Origin of the sequence: Actinomyces sp. oral taxon 169 (assembly GCF_013394715.1) — a bacterium.
Taxonomy (GTDB): Bacteria; Actinomycetota; Actinomycetes; order Actinomycetales; family Actinomycetaceae; genus Actinomyces.
In genome coordinates, this window is sequence record NZ_CP058259.1 from 193,919 (window position 1) to 210,892 (window position 16,974).

General features: G+C 70.1%; 11 protein-coding genes, 1 tRNA gene and 1 pseudogene. 6 read left to right on the top strand and 7 right to left on the bottom strand.

Annotated elements, in window-relative coordinates:
• Positions 1-53: 53 nt before the first annotated feature.
• From HW274_RS00765 to HW274_RS00780, 4 genes are all read right to left on the bottom strand, one after another.
• Positions 54-2,072 (bottom strand): hypothetical protein, encoded by a 2,019-nt coding sequence (locus tag HW274_RS00765; RefSeq protein WP_075254455.1) that lies wholly within the window; start codon positions 2,070-2,072, stop codon positions 54-56.
• A gap of 100 nt (positions 2,073-2,172) precedes the next feature.
• Positions 2,173-2,811 (bottom strand): uracil phosphoribosyltransferase, encoded by a 639-nt coding sequence (gene upp / locus HW274_RS00770; RefSeq protein ID WP_003788190.1) that lies wholly within the window; start codon positions 2,809-2,811, stop codon positions 2,173-2,175.
• Between the two features lie 605 nt (positions 2,812-3,416).
• A complete protein-coding gene (locus HW274_RS00775; RefSeq protein ID WP_075254454.1) occupies positions 3,417-4,310 on the bottom strand; it encodes a response regulator transcription factor in 894 nt (297 codons plus the stop codon).
• Positions 4,311-4,324: 14 nt separating this feature from the next.
• Positions 4,325-5,560, bottom strand: a complete 1,236-nt coding sequence (locus tag HW274_RS00780) for a sensor histidine kinase (RefSeq protein ID WP_256692496.1) — start codon at positions 5,558-5,560, stop codon at positions 4,325-4,327.
• Positions 5,561-5,988: 428 nt separating this feature from the next.
• Here HW274_RS00780 and HW274_RS12695 point away from each other — a divergent pair, with 428 nt between their 5' ends.
• From HW274_RS12695 to HW274_RS00795, 3 genes and pseudogenes are all read left to right on the top strand, one after another.
• Positions 5,989-6,330 carry a hypothetical protein gene (locus HW274_RS12695; protein WP_075254452.1) on the top strand — a complete coding sequence of 114 codons (342 nt, stop codon included), beginning with the start codon at positions 5,989-5,991 and terminating at the stop codon, positions 6,328-6,330.
• A pseudogene (locus tag HW274_RS00790) lies at positions 6,327-6,949 on the top strand (ABC transporter ATP-binding protein); the annotation flags it as partial. The gene HW274_RS12695 and the pseudogene HW274_RS00790, both read left to right, overlap by 4 nt.
• Positions 6,950-7,883: 934 nt before the next feature.
• Entirely contained in the window at positions 7,884-8,747 is an 864-nt protein-coding gene (locus tag HW274_RS00795; protein ID WP_185988987.1) for an aldo/keto reductase, read from the top strand.
• A 295-nt stretch (positions 8,748-9,042) separates the two neighbouring features.
• On the opposite strand, the gene betT is transcribed toward HW274_RS00795, so the two are convergent.
• Positions 9,043-11,277 carry a choline BCCT transporter BetT gene (gene betT / locus HW274_RS00800; RefSeq protein ID WP_185988988.1) on the bottom strand — a complete coding sequence of 745 codons (2,235 nt, stop codon included), beginning with the start codon at positions 11,275-11,277 and terminating at the stop codon, positions 9,043-9,045.
• A 156-nt stretch (positions 11,278-11,433) separates the two neighbouring features.
• On the opposite strand from betT, the gene HW274_RS00805 reads away from it, so the two are divergent.
• The 3 genes from HW274_RS00805 to HW274_RS00815 all read left to right on the top strand — a co-directional run bounded on the left by HW274_RS00805 (position 11,434) and on the right by HW274_RS00815 (position 13,028).
• The gene (locus tag HW274_RS00805; protein ID WP_185988989.1) at positions 11,434-12,027 is read left to right on the top strand and encodes a nucleoside deaminase; all 594 of its coding nucleotides are present in this window, start codon (positions 11,434-11,436) and stop codon (positions 12,025-12,027) included.
• 122 nt (positions 12,028-12,149) lie between these two features.
• Positions 12,150-12,238 (top strand) — tRNA-Ser (locus HW274_RS00810).
• Between the two features lie 328 nt (positions 12,239-12,566).
• Positions 12,567-13,028, top strand: coding sequence for a nuclear transport factor 2 family protein (locus HW274_RS00815; protein ID WP_185988990.1), 462 nt, complete (start codon positions 12,567-12,569; stop codon positions 13,026-13,028).
• Positions 13,029-13,232: 204 nt separating this feature from the next.
• Here the strand turns inward: HW274_RS00815 and HW274_RS12895 are convergent, their stop codons facing one another.
• Positions 13,233-16,142, bottom strand: coding sequence for an ATP-dependent RNA helicase (locus HW274_RS12895; protein WP_185988991.1), 2,910 nt, complete (start codon positions 16,140-16,142; stop codon positions 13,233-13,235).
• Between the two features lie 143 nt (positions 16,143-16,285).
• Entirely contained in the window at positions 16,286-16,654 is a 369-nt protein-coding gene (locus HW274_RS00825) for a hypothetical protein (RefSeq protein ID WP_185988992.1), read from the bottom strand.
• Positions 16,655-16,974: the final 320 nt, after the last annotated feature.

Here is a 16,974-nt window from a genome sequence, read left to right on the forward strand (position 1 = left end):
GGCCGCGTGGAACGTTCCCGAAAATGTCGCATCAGTGCCGCTGCAGCACCACCCTAGGAGCCTGGTTTGAAGCCGATGACCTTGCCGTCAAACTTGTTGTAGCCGATGATGAGGTCAGGCTTGGCAATGATGAGCGTATCCTCATTCTCCAAGTTGATTCCGCTGAACTTAATCTCCTTTCCGGTCTTGACGTTGATAAGCGCGGTTATCGTATTGGCGTCCCCGCGATTCATGACCATCAACTTGACGATGCGGCCATCCTCAGAGCTCTTCGCCGAAGACGGGCATCCAGAGAAGATGCTGTTCGTGTCCGCCTTGGGGACGTTGATGGAACTGCCTTGCTTGGGCTTGATCCGAGTGATGCAGCCGTCGCTGTTGGATTTTGCGGTCAGGCTGGCGTCACTGAAGTCCTGGTCCTTGAAGTAGGCGCGATGCTCCTCGGCTGTGGGGAGTTTCTTGTCTTCCTCGACAACATTCTCGTGTGCAGGCAGGGTCTCTCGATAGCCGCCCTGTTTCTTCCCCTTGAAATCATAAACTGTCACTTTGTACTCCCTGTCGGCCGATGAACTCGAATCGGACTCAGAGTCACCCTCCATATCCAAGGTTCCCCAGCCGTCCTGGAAGTACCAGGTGACAAGGTTCGAATCGATCTTCGATCCCCCTCCAAGGAATAAGGTCTCGCCGTTATCGATGTTGATGACGGCATTGAACAGCGCAAGGTAGCGCTGCTCGTCCTTGACCAGAAAAGTTGCATTGAACATGTCCAGTGATTCGAAGCGACTTCCTGCTCCGGAAATCTTGCGCGACCACTTCTGTTTTTTGTTTGCCCCCCAGGCAGTGCACTTATCGCTTTCCTTGCAGGAAATAGCGATGTCGCCGACAATTAAAACAGGATTACTTTCTCCCCACGGGGCCTTCGAGGTCTCCCCGGTTTTCAGGTCAATGAGGGTGGACTTGTGAACCAGCGTATTGTCCCCCCATTTCAGGAGAACGGAGGAAGCGTCATATGATGAACTGAAGTCTCCGTCATCAATGGTCGTCTTCCATGCTTCCTTCATATTATCGCCCAGCGGGCTGTAAGCAGTCAGGGTGTCAGACCCCTTGTCGACTATCACCAGGTAATCACCGAATACGTAAGGATCCTCGTGAGGGTCGACGTCGAAGCTCCAGGCCTTGTCCGCACCGTTCGCCCAGGCCCCCGACGGAGTCACGTACGTCGAACCCAAGTAGGCCTCGCTGCGCCCCAGGAAGTACCAGGCGGCCGCACCTCCAGCGCCCAGAACGAGAATGATCGGCAGAACGATGGCGACCACTTTGAGCAGGCGGTGCTTTTTCGGGGCCGGCGCCGGCAGCGCATACATCGGTACTCCATAGGCCGGCGCGGCCGGCTGGCCCGGACCGTATGCCGGCCCCGAGTCGTAGGCCTGGCTCATTCCGTACTCCGACGGCACCCGGCTCGGCACCCCGGGCGGCATCGCAGTCTGTTGGTCCAGGGGCTGAGCCGCTGCCTGCATCGAGGACGCCGAGTACCCCTGGGCGGTTGGCTGCGGCGCGGCGGGCTGTGCCGCCTGGGCGACCGGGGAGGGCGGGCCCTGCGGACCCTGAGGCGCCGCGGCTCCATACCCCCGAGGGGAGGCCCCCTGAAGCGAGCCTCCCTGTGGTGCCGGACCGGGCGCCCCCGGCTGGTGACCGCCGTACTCCTGAGCAACCTGCGCGTACCCGGAACTGGTGGACGCCGCCTGCTGGGGCGCCGCACCCGCCGTCCCAGCAGCTGTCCTCACCGCCATCGTCGGAGCCATCGGGCCGATCTCGCCCGGGACAGGAGGCTGCGCCGGTTGTGCCGACTGAGCGCCACGACCGGCCTGGCGCGCCAGCACCTCCCGGACGACAGCGTCGTCGGACTGCTCCAGTATCTCGCGGACCCGAGGCGGGATCGACGGATTGGTCGCCAGGATCGAGTGCAGGTCGGGGCGAGTCTCAGCGATCCGCTCGAGGTCCTGCGGCGAGGCAAACCTGCTGAGGGCCGTTGTTGCGTCGTAGTCGCCAGCAGAAGGTGAGTGCCCCGTCGTCATGTCTCCCGAGCCTAACGAAATCTATGGCTCGAGGTCACAGAATGGGCACGTCAGCCTCCGACCGAGCCGTTGAAATAGTGCGGTCGGACGGGGCGGTGGGTCAGTCGACGATGCCGTAGAGGCGGTCCCCGGCGTCGCCCAGACCGGGCACGATGTAGGCGTGCTCGTTGAGGCGCTCGTCGACCCCGGCGGTCACCACCGTGACGTTCGCGCGCTCGCCGACCGCATCCTCCAACGTCTTGACCCCCTCGGGCGCGGCGATGAGGCACAGCGCGGTGACGTCGCGCGCCCCGCGCTCCAGCAGGTAGTCGATGGCGGCCACGAGGGTGTGACCGGTGGCGAGCATGGGGTCGACGACGAAGCACTGGCGACCCGAGAGGTCATCGGGCAGGCGGTTGGCGTAGGTCTCCACCTCCAGAGTGTCCTCGTCGCGCTTCATCCCCAGGAAGCCGACCTCCGCCGTGGGCAGCAGGCGGGTCATGCCCTCCAGCATCCCCAGGCCCGCGCGCAGGATCGGCACCACGATCGGCCGCGGGTCGGCCAGGCGGCGGCACTGGGCCAGCGCCACGGGAGTGCGGATCTCGACCTCCTCGGTGCGCACCTCGCGGGTGGCCTCGTAGGCGAGCAGGGTGACGAGCTCGTCCACCAACTGGCGGAAGACCGCCGACGGTGTCCTCTCGTCCCGCAGGACGGAGAGCTTGTGGTCGATGAGGGGGTGGTCGGCAACGTGGAGGCGCATGGGGACAGCCTAATGCCGCAGCCGGGTTCGCACCGTCGCAACGCGTGCGGGCCTCGCGTGCCCACGGTGGGGTCACGTTGCTCCGACGGGCTGGAAGCAGTGCCGGTGTCGGAGTCGCCGCCGAGATCCCGCGATGCCGGCCGTGTTGTGTCCAAATCGGATACAAAGGACGCTTCGCGTTCTTCAGGCTTGCAACGGAACCGCGGAATCATGCGGTTTCATTTCGCCCGTTTCAGTCCGGCACAGTCCTTTGTATCCAATTTGGACATTGGGTCCGCCGCAGGGGCTGTTTCGGCCACTGCGCGCCGCCGCTTTCCGATGCGCAACCCCGACCGAACCTGGGCCAGACACCCAACGTCTCTCTCCCGGGTGGCGGGTCCGCCAGCAGGCCCCATCCTGTGCTGTGCGGCCGGGGACATTCCGCGCGGCTGGGTGCGGTCTGCTCCGGGCGGGGGCATTCGACGACGTCAGGGACAGAAATCCGGTCCCCCGACGCGTGAGATGCCCCCGGCTGGAAGGAAGAGTCCCCGGCCGCGCCGGATGTCCCCGTTGGCGGCCAGGCGCAGGCCCGGATGTGTCCAGCTCAGGCCTGAGAGCGCCCTGGTTCAGGCTCGGGCGTGCAGCCAGGCCAGGACAGCTCGCACACGCCGGTTCTCCTCGCCGGGCTGTAGGTCCAGCCCCCGGAAGATGTTCGCCACATGCTTGGCCACAGCACCGTCGGAGACCACCAGTCGTTCGGCGATCTGCGCGTTCGACAGCCCCTGCGCCATGAGTTCGAGCACCTCCTGCTCGCGCCGCGTCAGCCGGTCGAGGCCCGCTCCACCCGGCGCCGCACTCGCGATCCCGCCCGAGGGGGTCGACGATGAGGCTGCTGCGGCCGGCACCGGCCCCTGCGCACCAGACCCTGTCGGTGCCGCACTAGGTACTGCGCCCACCATCGGCCCCACATCCTCACCAGTCCCGCAACCGGTCACCACCTGTGTGGTCTCCTGCGCGGACCCGGCGGCTCGGGCCGCTTTTATGAGGTGGGAGACCACCTCCGGGTCGATGACCACCCCGCCGCCCACGACGATGTCGAGCGAGTGCAGGAAGTCGGCCACCCGCCCCACGCGCTCCTTGAGCAGGTAGCCCACAGCGCCCCCGCTGCTAGCGCTGGGAGCTCCCAGCTCGGTCGGGGAGGTCGGCGACTCGGTCTCCTCGAGCAGATCCTGCACGTAGGGGCCGGCCACATAGGCGCTCAGCACCACCACCGGTAGCCCCGGGTAGGTCCGGCGCAGGTCGATCGCCGCACGCAGCCCGTCATCCGTGCCGGTCGGCGGCATCCGCACATCGGTGACGACGACGTCGGGCAGCTCCCCGGCGGCGGCCAGACGACTGACCTCGGTGCGCAGGGCGTCGGCGTCGGCCACCTGCGCCACGACCTCGTGCCCGGCGGTGGTCAGCAGTCCGGCCAGTCCCTCGCGCAGGAGGGCGGCGTCGTCGGCGAGCAGGATCCTCATGGCCTCATCCTGCCTCACCCGGCCGGATGGTCGCCCTGCGGCTCGTCCGTCCGCCCGTCCTGCGAGTTCTCCGTGCCCCACGGAGGTGTCAGCGGTGCTGTGATTGTCAGCTGTGTCCCGGCGCCTTCGGGAGAACTCACCTCCAGCCACCCGCCGATGGATTCCACCCGCTGCGCCATACCGCGCAGGCCGGTGGCGTTCTCTCGCTCCGGGTCGGCCCCGCCACGCCCGTCATCGGTGATGACGGCGCTCAGTCCGGCGCTCGTGCAGCGCAGCGCGACCGTGGCGTGCGAGGCCCGGGCGTGCTTGGAGGCGTTCGTCAGCGCCTCGGCCACTGCGAAGTAGACGACTGTCCCCACCGGCTGCGAGATCAGGGCCAGGTCGGCCTTCTCCGCCTCGACGACGACGCTGGTCGGCAGCGGGGCCCGTCCCGCCAGGTCCTTCAGAGCCGGTGCCAGTCCGCGCTCGGACAGCACCGCCGGTCGGATGCCGCGCACCGTTTCACGCAGGTCCTTCAGGGCGGACTCCGCGCGGTCCTGCGCGGTATCGATCCCCTCCAGCAGCGTGATCCGGGACGTGGAGGCGGCGTCGTCCTCGGGCAGGGACTCGGCGGCCAGGCGCAGACTGCCCAGGTTCATGGCGAGGGCGACGAGCTCCTGCTGGGTGCCGTCATGCAGGTCTCGCTCGATGCGAGTGCGTTCGGCCTCGAAGGCGTCCATGAGGGTGGCTCGGCTGGCCGTGAGGTGGCCGACCTCGGCGGTCAGCTGCTCGAGGCGCTGCGTCTCGCGTTCACCCGACAGCGCCTTGACCAGCAGCAGCCGTAGTCTCCCCAGTCCCCAGAGCGCGCCGAGGAGGAGGCTGAGGGCGATCAGACCGACCGGTAGCAGCAGTGGGGCGGACTGCAATCCGGATACTGCTATCTCGGAACCGCCGAGGTCCACTCTGATGGGGGCCTCAGAGGATGACATGAAGGGCGCCAGCACGCTGACGGTGAGCAGGGCTCCAAGGAGCGCGGTCAGGAAGAATGACGCCGTGCTCAACGCCATGCCTCCCACGCACAGGGGCAGGTCCTGGCGCCAGAACTCCACGTGAGCGACGCGTGCCAGCAGCCACGGGCTCCTACGCTGGCTCTCCTTGTGGCCTGACGGAGCGTCGGTTCCCAGCCTGCGTGCAACGGCGCGCTCCAGCGACGCCCCCAGGGGGACTGTCAGGTGGAACAGCAGGATGGAGGGCACGAGGAGAACAGCCATTGGCATCCACAGTGCGGCGTGCAGGAACTCCCAGCCGATGATGCTGATCCACCTGAGGCTCTGGCTCGGACGGCGCTCCGGCGAGGAAGGGGCGGAGCGCGGGCCTGCCGCGGATGGGGCGGTTGCGGACGTGCCGGCAGCCGATGGAACGGGGATGGTCCTGTCCTCCGGGCCCCCTATGGGTGCGGTTGCAGGAAGATCGGGGAGGGGGCCGAGTGATGATGTCGAGGTCATGCCGACGACGCTAACGGGCTCGGCCCTGGGGGTGCACTCGTGCTGTCTCCCCAATACCTGCCGCATGCGAGCCCCCCGGGGTGGTGCTGGCACCCCCGAGGTGGTGCGCGCTCGACCGGGGGTGAGGTGGGATCAACCCGACTCGAAGACGGGCATGGGCACCAGTGCGCTGGCGGCCGGTGATGAGTGAACTGGTGAGCATGAGCCTTGACCTGTTCCGTTCGCCCCTGTCCTATCCCTGCGCCGTCGACGTCGCAGGCCTTCTCTCGCCGGTACCGGCCCGTTTCCAAGGGCTCGCTCGCACCGAGGTGCTTGGGGTGGTGACGATCTGGATGCACGACCCGCTGGCCAGGATGAGCGACGCCGAGGTGCGGACCTGGCTGCCCTCGGTCCTGGTCGCGCTGCTGATTATCGGGGGGCCCTGGCTGAGGCGTCCGGCCGCGCGATGGGGGCTGGGCGCCCTGGCGGGAAGCCGGGCGGTATCCGTCCTTATCTGGATCGTCCTTGCGGTCGCAGGGGTTTGGGGGCTGTCATGATCCGTCGTCAGGGCCATCCCGCCGCAGTCAGTGCCGACCATCAGGGGCCGCAGATACCGCCGGCCATCGAGGTAGCCGGACTCACCCGAGTCTTCCGCGTCCAGGGCCGCCGCAACGCCGATGTCATCGCGCTCAACGGTGTTGACCTCTCCCTGCCCGTCGGCAGCTTCACCGCTCTGGTCGGCGCCTCCGGCTGCGGCAAGTCCACCCTCCTGCAGTGCATCGCCGGGCTCGATGCCCCCCACCGACGGCACCGTCCAGCTCCTCGGTACCCGGACGAATTCGCTACGTCCCCGGCCCGCTGCCCGCTTCCGGGCTCGGCACGTCGGCTTCGTCTTCCAGGATGACAACCTCGTCACCTCCCTGTCCGCGCGCGACAACGTGGCCCTGCCTGGCCGCCTGCGTCGCAGACCCCTGAGCCGCAGCGCCGTCGACGATGCCCTCGAGCGCGTGGGGTTGAGCGAGCAGGCCCGCCACCTGCCTCATCAGATGAGTGGTGGTGAGCGTCAGCGTGTGGCCATCGCCCGCGTTCTGGCCTCCCGCCCCGACATCGTCTTCGCTGATGAGCCCACGGCCGCCCTCGACGTCGCCGCCGCTGCGACCGTTCTCGGCCTGTTCGTCACCCTGTCCACGGCCGTTCTGGTGGCGGAGGCAGTGCACAGGCCGCTGGCCAGCATCTTGCAGGGGTTCCCCTGGGGGACGCTGGGCCTCGTGTGTGCGGCGACCCTGGCGACCACCTGTCTGGCCGTTGTCGTCTCCGCTCGCGCCGGGGCACTCGCGGGCGAGCAGAGCCTGGGGCAGGTGCTGCGCGCCCGCGACTGACCTTCACCACCGGTGTCCCCGCTGAGATCTTGCGACGCTGACCGTGTTGTGTCCAAATCGGATACAAAGGACGCTTCGCGTTCTTCGGGCCTGCAACAGAACCGCGGAATCATGCGGTTTCATTTCGCCCGTTTCAGTCCGGCAAAGTCCTTTGTATCCAATTTGGACATCGGGCCCGCTGCAGGGGCTGTTTCGGCCACCGCGCGCGGCCGCTTCCCGATGCGCAACCCCGGCCGAACCTGGGCCAGACACCCAACGTCTCTCTCACGGGTGGCGGGTCCGCCAGCAGGCCCCATCCTGTGCTGTGCGGCCGGGGACATTCCGCGCGGCCGGGTGCGGTCCGCACCGGGTGGGGGCATTCGACGCCGCTGGGGACAGGAGTCCGGTCCCCCGACGCGTGAGATGCCCCCGGATGGAAGGATGAGTCCCCGGCCACGCAGGATGTCCCCGCCGGCGGCCAGGCGCAGGCCCGGGGTGTACGGCTGAGCTCAGGCCTGAGAGCGACCAGGTTCAGGCTCGGGCGTGCAGCCAGGCCGGGTTCGAGCTTGGGGTTGGGCTTCAGGTTCGGGGTCACGGCCGGGTTTAGGCTTGGGAGTGCGGGAAGGTCCAGATTCGGGCGTGCAGCCTGGCCAGGATGGCCCGCACGCCAGTTGGGCCCGGCGCGAAAGGGGCGACATCGCGCCCGCCTGCGGGGCTAGGTTGCTGACACCGACCGCATCGAAGGAGAACTTATGGCTAACGGCCCCACCCCCACCATCACTCTTAACAATGGCGTCGACATCCCGCAGATCGGCTACGGCGTCTTCCTGACCCCGCCGGAGGAGACCGAGCGCGCTGTGCTCGAGGCCTTCGAGGTCGGCTACCGCCACGTCGACACCGCCCAGGCCTACCGCAACGAGGAGGGTGTGGGCGCGGCCGTCGCCGCCAGTGGACTGCCCCGCGAGGACATCTTCCTGACCACCAAGGTGTGGATCTCCAACGCCGGGGAGGAGCGCGCCGCCCGCTCCATCGACGGCTCCCTGCGCCGCCTGGGCACCGACTACATCGACCTGCTGCTCGTCCACCAGCCCTTCGGCGACTACTACGGCACCTACCGCGCCATGGAGAAGGCCCTGGCCGCCGGCAAGGTCCGCGCCATCGGCGTCTCCAACTTCTTCCCCGACCGGTTCGTGGACCTGGCGCAGCATGTCGAGGTGCCGCCGGCCGTCAACCAGATGGAGACTCACGTCTTCAACCAGCAGGCCGACAACCGCGCCTGGTACGCCAAGTACGACACCGCCCTGGAGTCCTGGGGGCCGCTCGCCCAGGGCCGCAACAACATCTTCACCCACCCGGTGCTCACCGCCGTCGGCGAGAAGTACGGCAAGACCGCCGCCCAGGTGGCCCTGCGCTACCTCATCCAGCTCGACATCATCGTCATCCCCAAGACGGTCCACCGCGAGCGCATGGTCACCAACCTCGACGTCACCGACTTCCAGCTCGACGACGCCGACATGCGGGCCATCGCCGCCCTCGACGAGGGGCAGGGCGTCGTCAACCACTACGACCCCGCCTTCCAGGAGCGCCTCGCCTCCTACACAGTCGAGGCGGACTGACCTGCGGCTACCGGCGGCCGCATCCGGCGGAGGACATTCGACGCGGCCGGGTGCGCGTCGTTCCGGGTGGGGACGTTTGACGCCGTCGGGGACAGGAATCCCGTCCCCGCACGCGCAGGATGCCCCCGCCCGGGAGAAAAAGTCCCCGGCCGCGTGGAGTGTCCCTGTCAGCGTTGGGGCGGTCCGGGAGGAGACCGGTCGACGGCGGTGAGGAGACGGTGGGCTGGGGCAGACCCGACGGCGGGGAGGTGATGGTCGGCCGGGGCAGCCCCGGCAGCGGGCGCGGGAGTGCGCCTCAGAGCCGACGGGAGAACCGGGACTCGCTCTTCTCGGAGGTGCCTACGTACTCCAGCCAGCGCTCGTAGTGGTCGAGGACGTCGTGGGCCACCTGGTCGGAGTTCCAGTCGACGACGTCGTAGCCCTGGCCGCCGCTGTGCGGGCGCACCTCGAGGCGCACCGTGAGGTCGTCGGCCTCGTGGACGGCGAAGCCGTAGGCGGGGACCGGCGTGACCACCATGCGCACCACGTAGCGGAAGGAGTCGATGGAGCTGGACTGCTCCTCGCCGCTGTCGGTGGCCGGGTGGGAGGAGACCACCAGGCTGGCACGCCCCAGGAAGGTGCGCTCGTCGTCGGGGTCCTGGGCCTCGGGGCCCTCGACGAAGACCTCGGCGGAGACGTTCTCCTTGCGCAGCTCGGTGGCCACCGCCTCCAGGGCCGGCACGATGCGCCGCTCCATGGCGTTGCCTGCCTCGTCGGGGGAGACCGAGTTGAGGGTGTGCGTCAGGCGCTCGCGCCAGGGCGTCTGCTCCAGCCCCGCGGCCGAGCCGTTGAAGCCCAGGGCCCGGTTGCGGTCGGCCCGGCTCAGGGCCTGGTTGTAGGTGTCCTCGGTGCTCAGGGAGCGCCACAGGGTGTACATGATGAGGATGAGGACCCCGGAGAAGGGCAGCGCCATGACGATGGTGGCCTGCTGGAGGATGGGGATGCCGCCGGCCACGAGCATCGCGATGGTGAGGATCCCGGTCAGGGCGGCCCAGAAGATCCGTAGCCAGGCGGCGGCGTCCTGGCGTGCCGAGCGGATGCGGCTGGAGAGGTTGGCCATGACTAGGGCGCCGGAGTCGGCGCTGGTGACGTAGAAGAGGATCCCCACGAACAGGGCCAGGGCGATGAGGATCTTCTGTCCCGGCAGGTGCTCCAGGATCCAGTACAGCCCCTGCTCGGGGCGCTCCAGGGTGATGTCCCGGAACTCGCCGTTGCCGCGGATGACCAGGTCCAGGGCGTGGTTGCCGAAGATCGCCACCCACATGAGGATGTAGCAGAAGGGCAGCAGGAGGCTGCCGAGCACGAACTGGCGGATGGTGCGGCCGCGTGAGATGCGGGCCAGGAACATGCCCACGAAGGCCGCCCAGGCGATCCACCACGCCCAGAAGAACAGGGTCCAGGCGTTGAGCCAGTCATCGGGGCGGTTGTAGGCGTAGGTCTCCAGCGTCAGCTGCGGGAAGCGGGTGAAGAAGTCCCCGATGGAGCCGATGAGCGCGTCGATGAGGAAGGCGGCGTCACCGGTGACGAGCACCCACAGGGCCAGGCCGATGGCCAGCAGCACGTTGATGGTGGACAGGATGCGCACTCCCCGGTCGACGCCGGAGACGGCCGAGACGGTGGCCATGATGACGGCCAGGGCCGTCAGCCCGATCTGGGTGGGGAAGCCCTGCGGCAGCCCGAACAGGATGTTGAGGGCCACGTTCAGCTGGACGACGCCGACCCCCAGCGAGGCCGCGATGCCGAAGACCCCGCCGACCAGGGCGGCGGCGTCGACGATGTCGCCGATGACGCCCTCGGTGTGCCGCCCCAACAGCGGGCGCAGGGTGGAGCGCAGCGTGAGGGTGTCGCGGCGTCGGTAGGCGAAGTAGGCCATGGCCAGACCCACCAGGGCGTACAGGCCCCAGCCGGAGATGCCGTAGTGGAACAGGGACAGGACGATGGCCTCGCGGGCGCGGGCGGCCGGGGGGATGGCCTGGGCGTCGCCGGTGGGCGGGTGCACGTACTGCTCGACCGGCTCGGCGACGGCGAAGAACAGGATCTCGGTGCCGATGCCGGCGGCGAAGAGCATGGCCGTCCAGGCGAAGGTGGAGAAGTCCGGTGTCGAGTTGTCCGGGCCCAGGCGGATGCGCCCGAAGCGGGAGAAGGCCAGGCCCAGGATGAAGACGAGTGCGGCCGTGATGAGCAGGATGTAGAAGGAGCCGAACCACCGGCTCGTCCAGGTCACGGCCGCCCCGAAGGCGCTCTTGACGAGGTCGGGGGCGATGAGCGCGGCCAGGGCGACGATCGCGATGATGGTGGCCGACACGAAGAACACCATCGGGTTGAGGGGCTCCTTGCCGGGCAGCTTGCCGATCAGCGCGCCGGGGAGGGAGCCGCCGGGGAGTCGCAGCACTGAGAAGCGGTCCGACGACGGGGCCGGCCGGGTTGAGTCCTTGGAGGGGCCGTCTGGCACGGACTCGCTCTCATCGCTCGATTCGGGGGACCGGCTCACCGACCTGCTCCGTTCTTCGTGGGGTCTTCGCGGGGGGCTATGGGATCGTCGCGGGGCTTGGGGTGCTGGTCCCGGGCGCGGCGCCGGGGCCGCCGAGGCAGTCGGCCGTCCGAGCTCGGGCATGTCGTCGGGAGCCTATAACGAGATAATGAACTCGTGACGTCTTCACCTTCTTCTGCGCAGCCGTTGAGTCCGTTCAGCCCGGGCTCCGACGCCGGCGCGCTCGGTGGGCGGGCGGATGTCGCCGTGGGGCGGGGCGGCGGCACGGTCATCAAGCCGACCCTCAGCCCGGCCACCAGTCCGGTCATCGACGCCGCCATGGTGCGTGCCTTGGAGCTGGCCCGGGCGGCGGGTGCGGCAGGGGAGGTGCCGGTGGGCGCCGTCGTGCTCTCTCCGGAGGGGGCGGTCCTCGCTGAGGCCGCCAACGCCCGCGAGGCCGAGCATGACCCGACGGCGCACGCCGAGATCCGCGCCCTGCGCGCCGCCGGCGCCGCCCTGGGTGACTCCCACCTGGACGGCTGCACCCTCGTGGTCACCCTCGAGCCGTGCACCATGTGCGCCGGCGCCATCGTCCTGGCCCGGGTGGCCCGACTCGTCCTGGGGGCCTGGGAGCCGCGCACCGGGGCCTGCGGCTCGGTGCGTGACGTCGTGCGCGACACCCGCGCCAACCACCAGGTCGAGGTGCGCGCCGGCCTGCGCGCCCAGGAGTCCCAGGACCTCCTGGCCGCCTTCTTCGCCGACCGTCGCTGACGGGGCCTGCTGGCTGGCCCCGCCGGGCTCGGCTAGTTCGCCGGGCACGACGTCGGTCGTGACTGATACCGCAGGACGTCGCGTTGGGGAGCGGGGCAACGTCCGTGTAACCTCGTGGGCGAGGTAGCGTGTCCGAGCGGCCGAAGGTGCAGATCTCGAAAGTCTGTGTGGTTCATAGCCACCCTGGGTTCGAATCCCAGCGCTACCGCCACGGGAGGGCCCGCCGAGCAGCCAGGAGCTGTACGGCGGGCCCTTCGCGTTCCCCGTTTCGGTGCTGCCCGTGTTGACGGCCGGTGGCTGCTCGACGTCGTGAGACGCCTGTACTGCACGAGGGCCGGGGGTCACTGGGGGAGGGGCGGGTGTACTCCACGTAGGCCGGGGGTTCGTCCAGTACGCACAACCTTCGGGCAGTAGATCCCCACCCTCGTGGAGCAGCCGCCTCATGCGGCCCGTTGTGGCCGCAGGAGCCCTGCGCCCCGACCTGGCCGCCGGAGCTCTTGGTCCCTCATATATTCGGCGTCGGGCCGTACTCTTGGCCTATGAGTCGCCGTCCCCACGAATCCCGACCCCTGTCCCGTTCCCGCACTCAGGTCCCGCACCCCCACGCCTCCGAGATCGCGCCGCGTGCGGCCGCTGACCTCTACTCGCTCCTGTGCGACGCCATGGTCGCCGCTGACACCAAGGCCATCGACGCCCTGCTCACCGACTACTGCGTCCTGACCCACATGACCGGCTACCCCCAGCCCAAGGTCGAGTGGCTCGGCGACATCGCCAACGGCGCCATGCGCTACCACTCCCACGAGGTGGTCTCCGTCCAGCCCGACACCATCGCCGGCTTCCCGGTGGTGCGCGGCCGCACCCGCACCACGGCCACCCTGTGGGGCGGGCGCGGCACCTGGAACCTCCAGATCGTCGGATACGTCGTGCCCGACGCCGACCCCGACACCGAGCGCAACCCCACCGGCTTCCGCTTCAGCCGCCTGGACGCCTCCACCTGGTGAGGCCCCGCCACTCGACCGGTGGCCCTCCGCGCCGGTGAGCCGGCCGGGGCGGTTCGTGAGCGGCCCGGGTCGGGGCTCGGCGGGGGGCGGTGGTGCCAGCGGTGCCGACAGGGCGGGTAGCGCCGGTCCGCCGCGGTACTCGTCTCCTGATGCGCACTCGCCCGCCCATCGTCCCCGGGTGGCCCGGGTGAGCTTCGCCCCCACCTACCGACGTCGTCCGGTCCCCCTCGTGGCGGGCGCGTTCCACGGGTCCTCCGGCCAGGCGTGCTTGGGGTAGCGGCCCCGCATCTCGGCGCGCACCTGCGGGTAGCCCTGCTCCCAGAAGGAAGCCAGGTCGTCGGTGACCGCCACCGGCCGGCGCGCCGGAGAGAGCAGGTGCAGCAGCACCGCCACCCGGCCCTCCACGATCCGTGGAGTGGCCGCCCAGCCGAAGCACTCCTGGACCCGCACCGCCAGCACCGGCCGACCCGCCTTCCCGGCCTCGGCCGGGTCCACTGGGCCCGCACTCCCAGCCGCCCCGCCGACCGCCGCCGTGTAGTCCACCCGCACCTGTGAGCCGGAGGGGACCTCGATGCGTTCGGGCACCAGCTCGTCCAGGCGCGACGCCTGTGGCCACGGCAGCAGCGCCCGCAGCGCCTGGGCCACGTCCAGCCGCTCCAGGCTGAAACGCCGGCCCCCCGAGCCCGACGCCGAGCCGCCCGGCCCGTTTGCTCCGTTGGCCCCGCCGGCTTGCCCGGCCAGGCTCGTCACTGCCGGTGCCAGCCACTCCTCGGCCCGCTCGGCCAGGGCCGCATCGCTCATATCCGGCCAGGGTTCACCCAGGTGCTCGTGCAGCAGGGCCAGTCGGGCGCGCAGGCCGAGCGCCTCCTCACCCCACGGCAGCACGCCCAGGCCGGCATCAGCCCCCTCGGCGCGCACCCGCGCGATGACGGCCTCCGCCACCGCCGTCGGACCCGGCGGTGGCCCCGGGGTGGTGGTGAGTGTGATGGCCCCCAGGCTGCGCAGGCGCTCCGTGCGCAGGCGTCCGCCCTCCCAGACGGTGCGCTCCTCCTCGGCCAGCCAGGCCCCGGCCAGCTCCAGGGCCGCCTGCTCGGCGAGGGGCGCCGCGGCCCGGATGAGTGCGTCGCCGCGCCCACTGGTCAGGTCCACGCCCGCCACCGCCAGCCACTCGGACTCCGCCAGCGCCGAGCCCGCCGGCAGGCGCAGCCCGGTCCCGGCGACGCTCGCGTAGTGCGCCTCCTTGCCCGCCTGCGGAGCCGGCCCCCGACGTCGCGCGATCCACTGCGGCTGCGCCGTCCCGGCCACCAGCGCCACCGTCGACTCCAGGTCATGCGCCCCGGTGCCCTCGCCGACGGCGTCGGGTCGGCCAGTCTCCTCCCGGCCGCGTCCGGTGCCCGGCGCCTGAGGACCACCGCTCGCGAAGTCCGGGGCCTCAGGGTCCCCCGACTGCTCTAAGGCTGCGCGCCGGCAGGCCTGCTCCAGTCGGCGCGTCTCCGCCTTCCAGGCTCCCGACCCGGCACCGCCGCCGCGCACCTGTCGGGCCAGGGCTGTCAGGTCCCCACCGGGCGCGCGCAGGTCGGCGGTCAGCAGCGCCGTCGCCCGCGCCGCCTGCCGCGTCCCCAGGACCGGTGCCGTCGCCAACAGGGCCCGCGCCTCCCGCACGCCCGCAGGTAGCCCGGCCACCGCCCGACCCAGGGGTGTCACGCCATCGGCGCCGGCCAGGCCCAGGCGCTCCAAGGCCTCCCGCGCGGCCGCCAGCGCCGCAGCCGGCGGCTCATCGACCCAGGCCAGTCCCGCGCCGTCGGGAACTCCCCACACGGCCAGCTCCAGGGCCGCACCGGTGAGGTCGGCCGAGAGGATCTCCGGGGTCGGAGCCAGCGGCGAACGCGCCCAGTCCGTGGGCGAGCAGCAGCGGTAGACGACGCCGGGCCCCTCGCGCCCCGCCCGCCCGGCCCGCTGCACCCCGGCCGCCCGCGAGACCCCCACCGTCACCAGTCCACTCATGGAGCGGGCCACGTCCAGGCGCGGCTCGCGTGCCAGCGTGGAGTCCACCACCACCCGCACCCCGGGCACCGTCAGCGAGGACTCGGCCACGTTCGTGGACACCACGATGCGCCGCCGCCCCGCCGGGCTCGGGGCCAGGGCCGCATCCTGGGCGCTCGCGGGTAGGCGGCCGTGCAGCGGCAGGACGCCCACGCCCTCAGGGACCGCACCGCGCAGACGGGAGACGACGTCGTCGACCTCGCGGGCCCCGGGCAGGAAGACCAGCACGTCGCCGGAGCGCTCGGCCAGGGCCCGCTCCACGGTGGCGGCGACATGGGCGAGGAACTCCCGCGGCACCCCGCGCGGCCCCAGGCGACCGGTGCGCCCCGGCGGTGCCCACACCTCCTCAAGGGGGTGGAGGCGCCCAGGTACCTCCACCAGCGGCGCGGCTTCGCCCGACGAGCCTGCCGACGAGCCGCCCGAGGAACCGCCCAGGATGCGGCGCAGGCGGTCGGCGTCGAGCGTGGCGGACATGGCCACGAGGGTGAGGTCCTCGCGCAGGGCGGCGCGCGCGTCCGCCAGGAGAGCCAGGAGCAGGTCGCTGTCCAGGGAGCGCTCGTGGACCTCGTCGAGGATGACGGCGTCGACGCCGCTCAGCTCCGGGTCACGCTGGAGACGGCGCAGAAGAAGCCCGGCGGTGACGACCTCGATCCGCGTGCTTGGGCCGGCGCGCCGCTCCCCGCGCACCGCGTATCCGACGGTGCCGCCAACCTCCTCTCCCAGGAGGTCGGCCAGGCGGCGGGCGGCTGCGCGGGCGGCGATGCGCCGCGGCTGGGTGACGATGACGCGGCCCGGCCGGCGTTCCTGGGCGCGCTGTGGGGCATCGGCAGGGACGTCGGTAAGGACGTCGGCCAGGAGCGGCGGGACGAGCGTCGTCTTACCGGTGCCGGGCGGAGCGGTGAGGACCAGGCAGGCGCCTGCGTCGTCGGAGGCGGAGGGGCCGGGGGAGAGGCGCTCGCGCAGCTCGGGCAACACCTCGACCACCGGCAGGTCCGGGGGCGAGGCGAGCAGCGCCCTGATGGGGTCGGTCTGCGGAGGCTGCGTGCGGCCCTGCGGCCCGGTGCGAGTCATGCCCCGATTGTGCCCGGTGGGGGAGTGGACGGGGCCGACGTCGGATCGGGGGAGGGGCTGCGCAGCAGGTGGCCCCCGGTCGGTGGAGGACCGGAGGCGCAGTGGGCGGATAGGGGTGAGGGGAGACGCGCAGGAGCCGGCGGCTACCGGATGCTCATGAGGATGTCTCGCGCCTGTAGGGTGTCGGCGAGCTTCTCGGCGTACGCGGCGTGGGTCTTGACGGCCTTGCGCATGCCCAGGGCGCCGCCGATGATGGCTGACCCCGTTGAGGACAGGTAGCGCACCAGGGTCTCGCCGTGCGGGCCGGTCCCGAACTGAAGGTTCTGCGAGAGATAGAAGCTCCTGCCCATGAGGGCGCCGAAGGCGATGGACATGCCCTTCTTGCCGCGGGTGATCTGCAGGGTGTCGGCGGAGAAGGGCGCGACGGTCCAACCCTCCTGAGTGAAGAACTCGGTAACGATTGATCGAACTTGATCGATTGGTGCATTAATGGTGTACGTGCGCTCAGCCATGAGGGGATGTTAGGCGACATTCCTTTGTTCTTGCACGTCACGTTCAATAACGTTTACGTGAAGGTGGAGCGCTGCTGGCCTGCGCGCGCCCGGCGCACCGCCAGGCAGTCCGCACGCACGCGCTCGGTGCGCCGGCCTGGCCCGCACACAGATCGACAGAATCTTCAAAATCGACCCGGAGCCGCGTCGATTCTGAAGTTTTGGTTAGTGGGCGTGGGGTGGATGTGGGCGGCTCGGACCCTTCGAGTGAAGCACGCTTGACATGGTCGACCCTGTCAAGCACACTAGACATGTCAAGCAAACATGACACCATCTCTCGG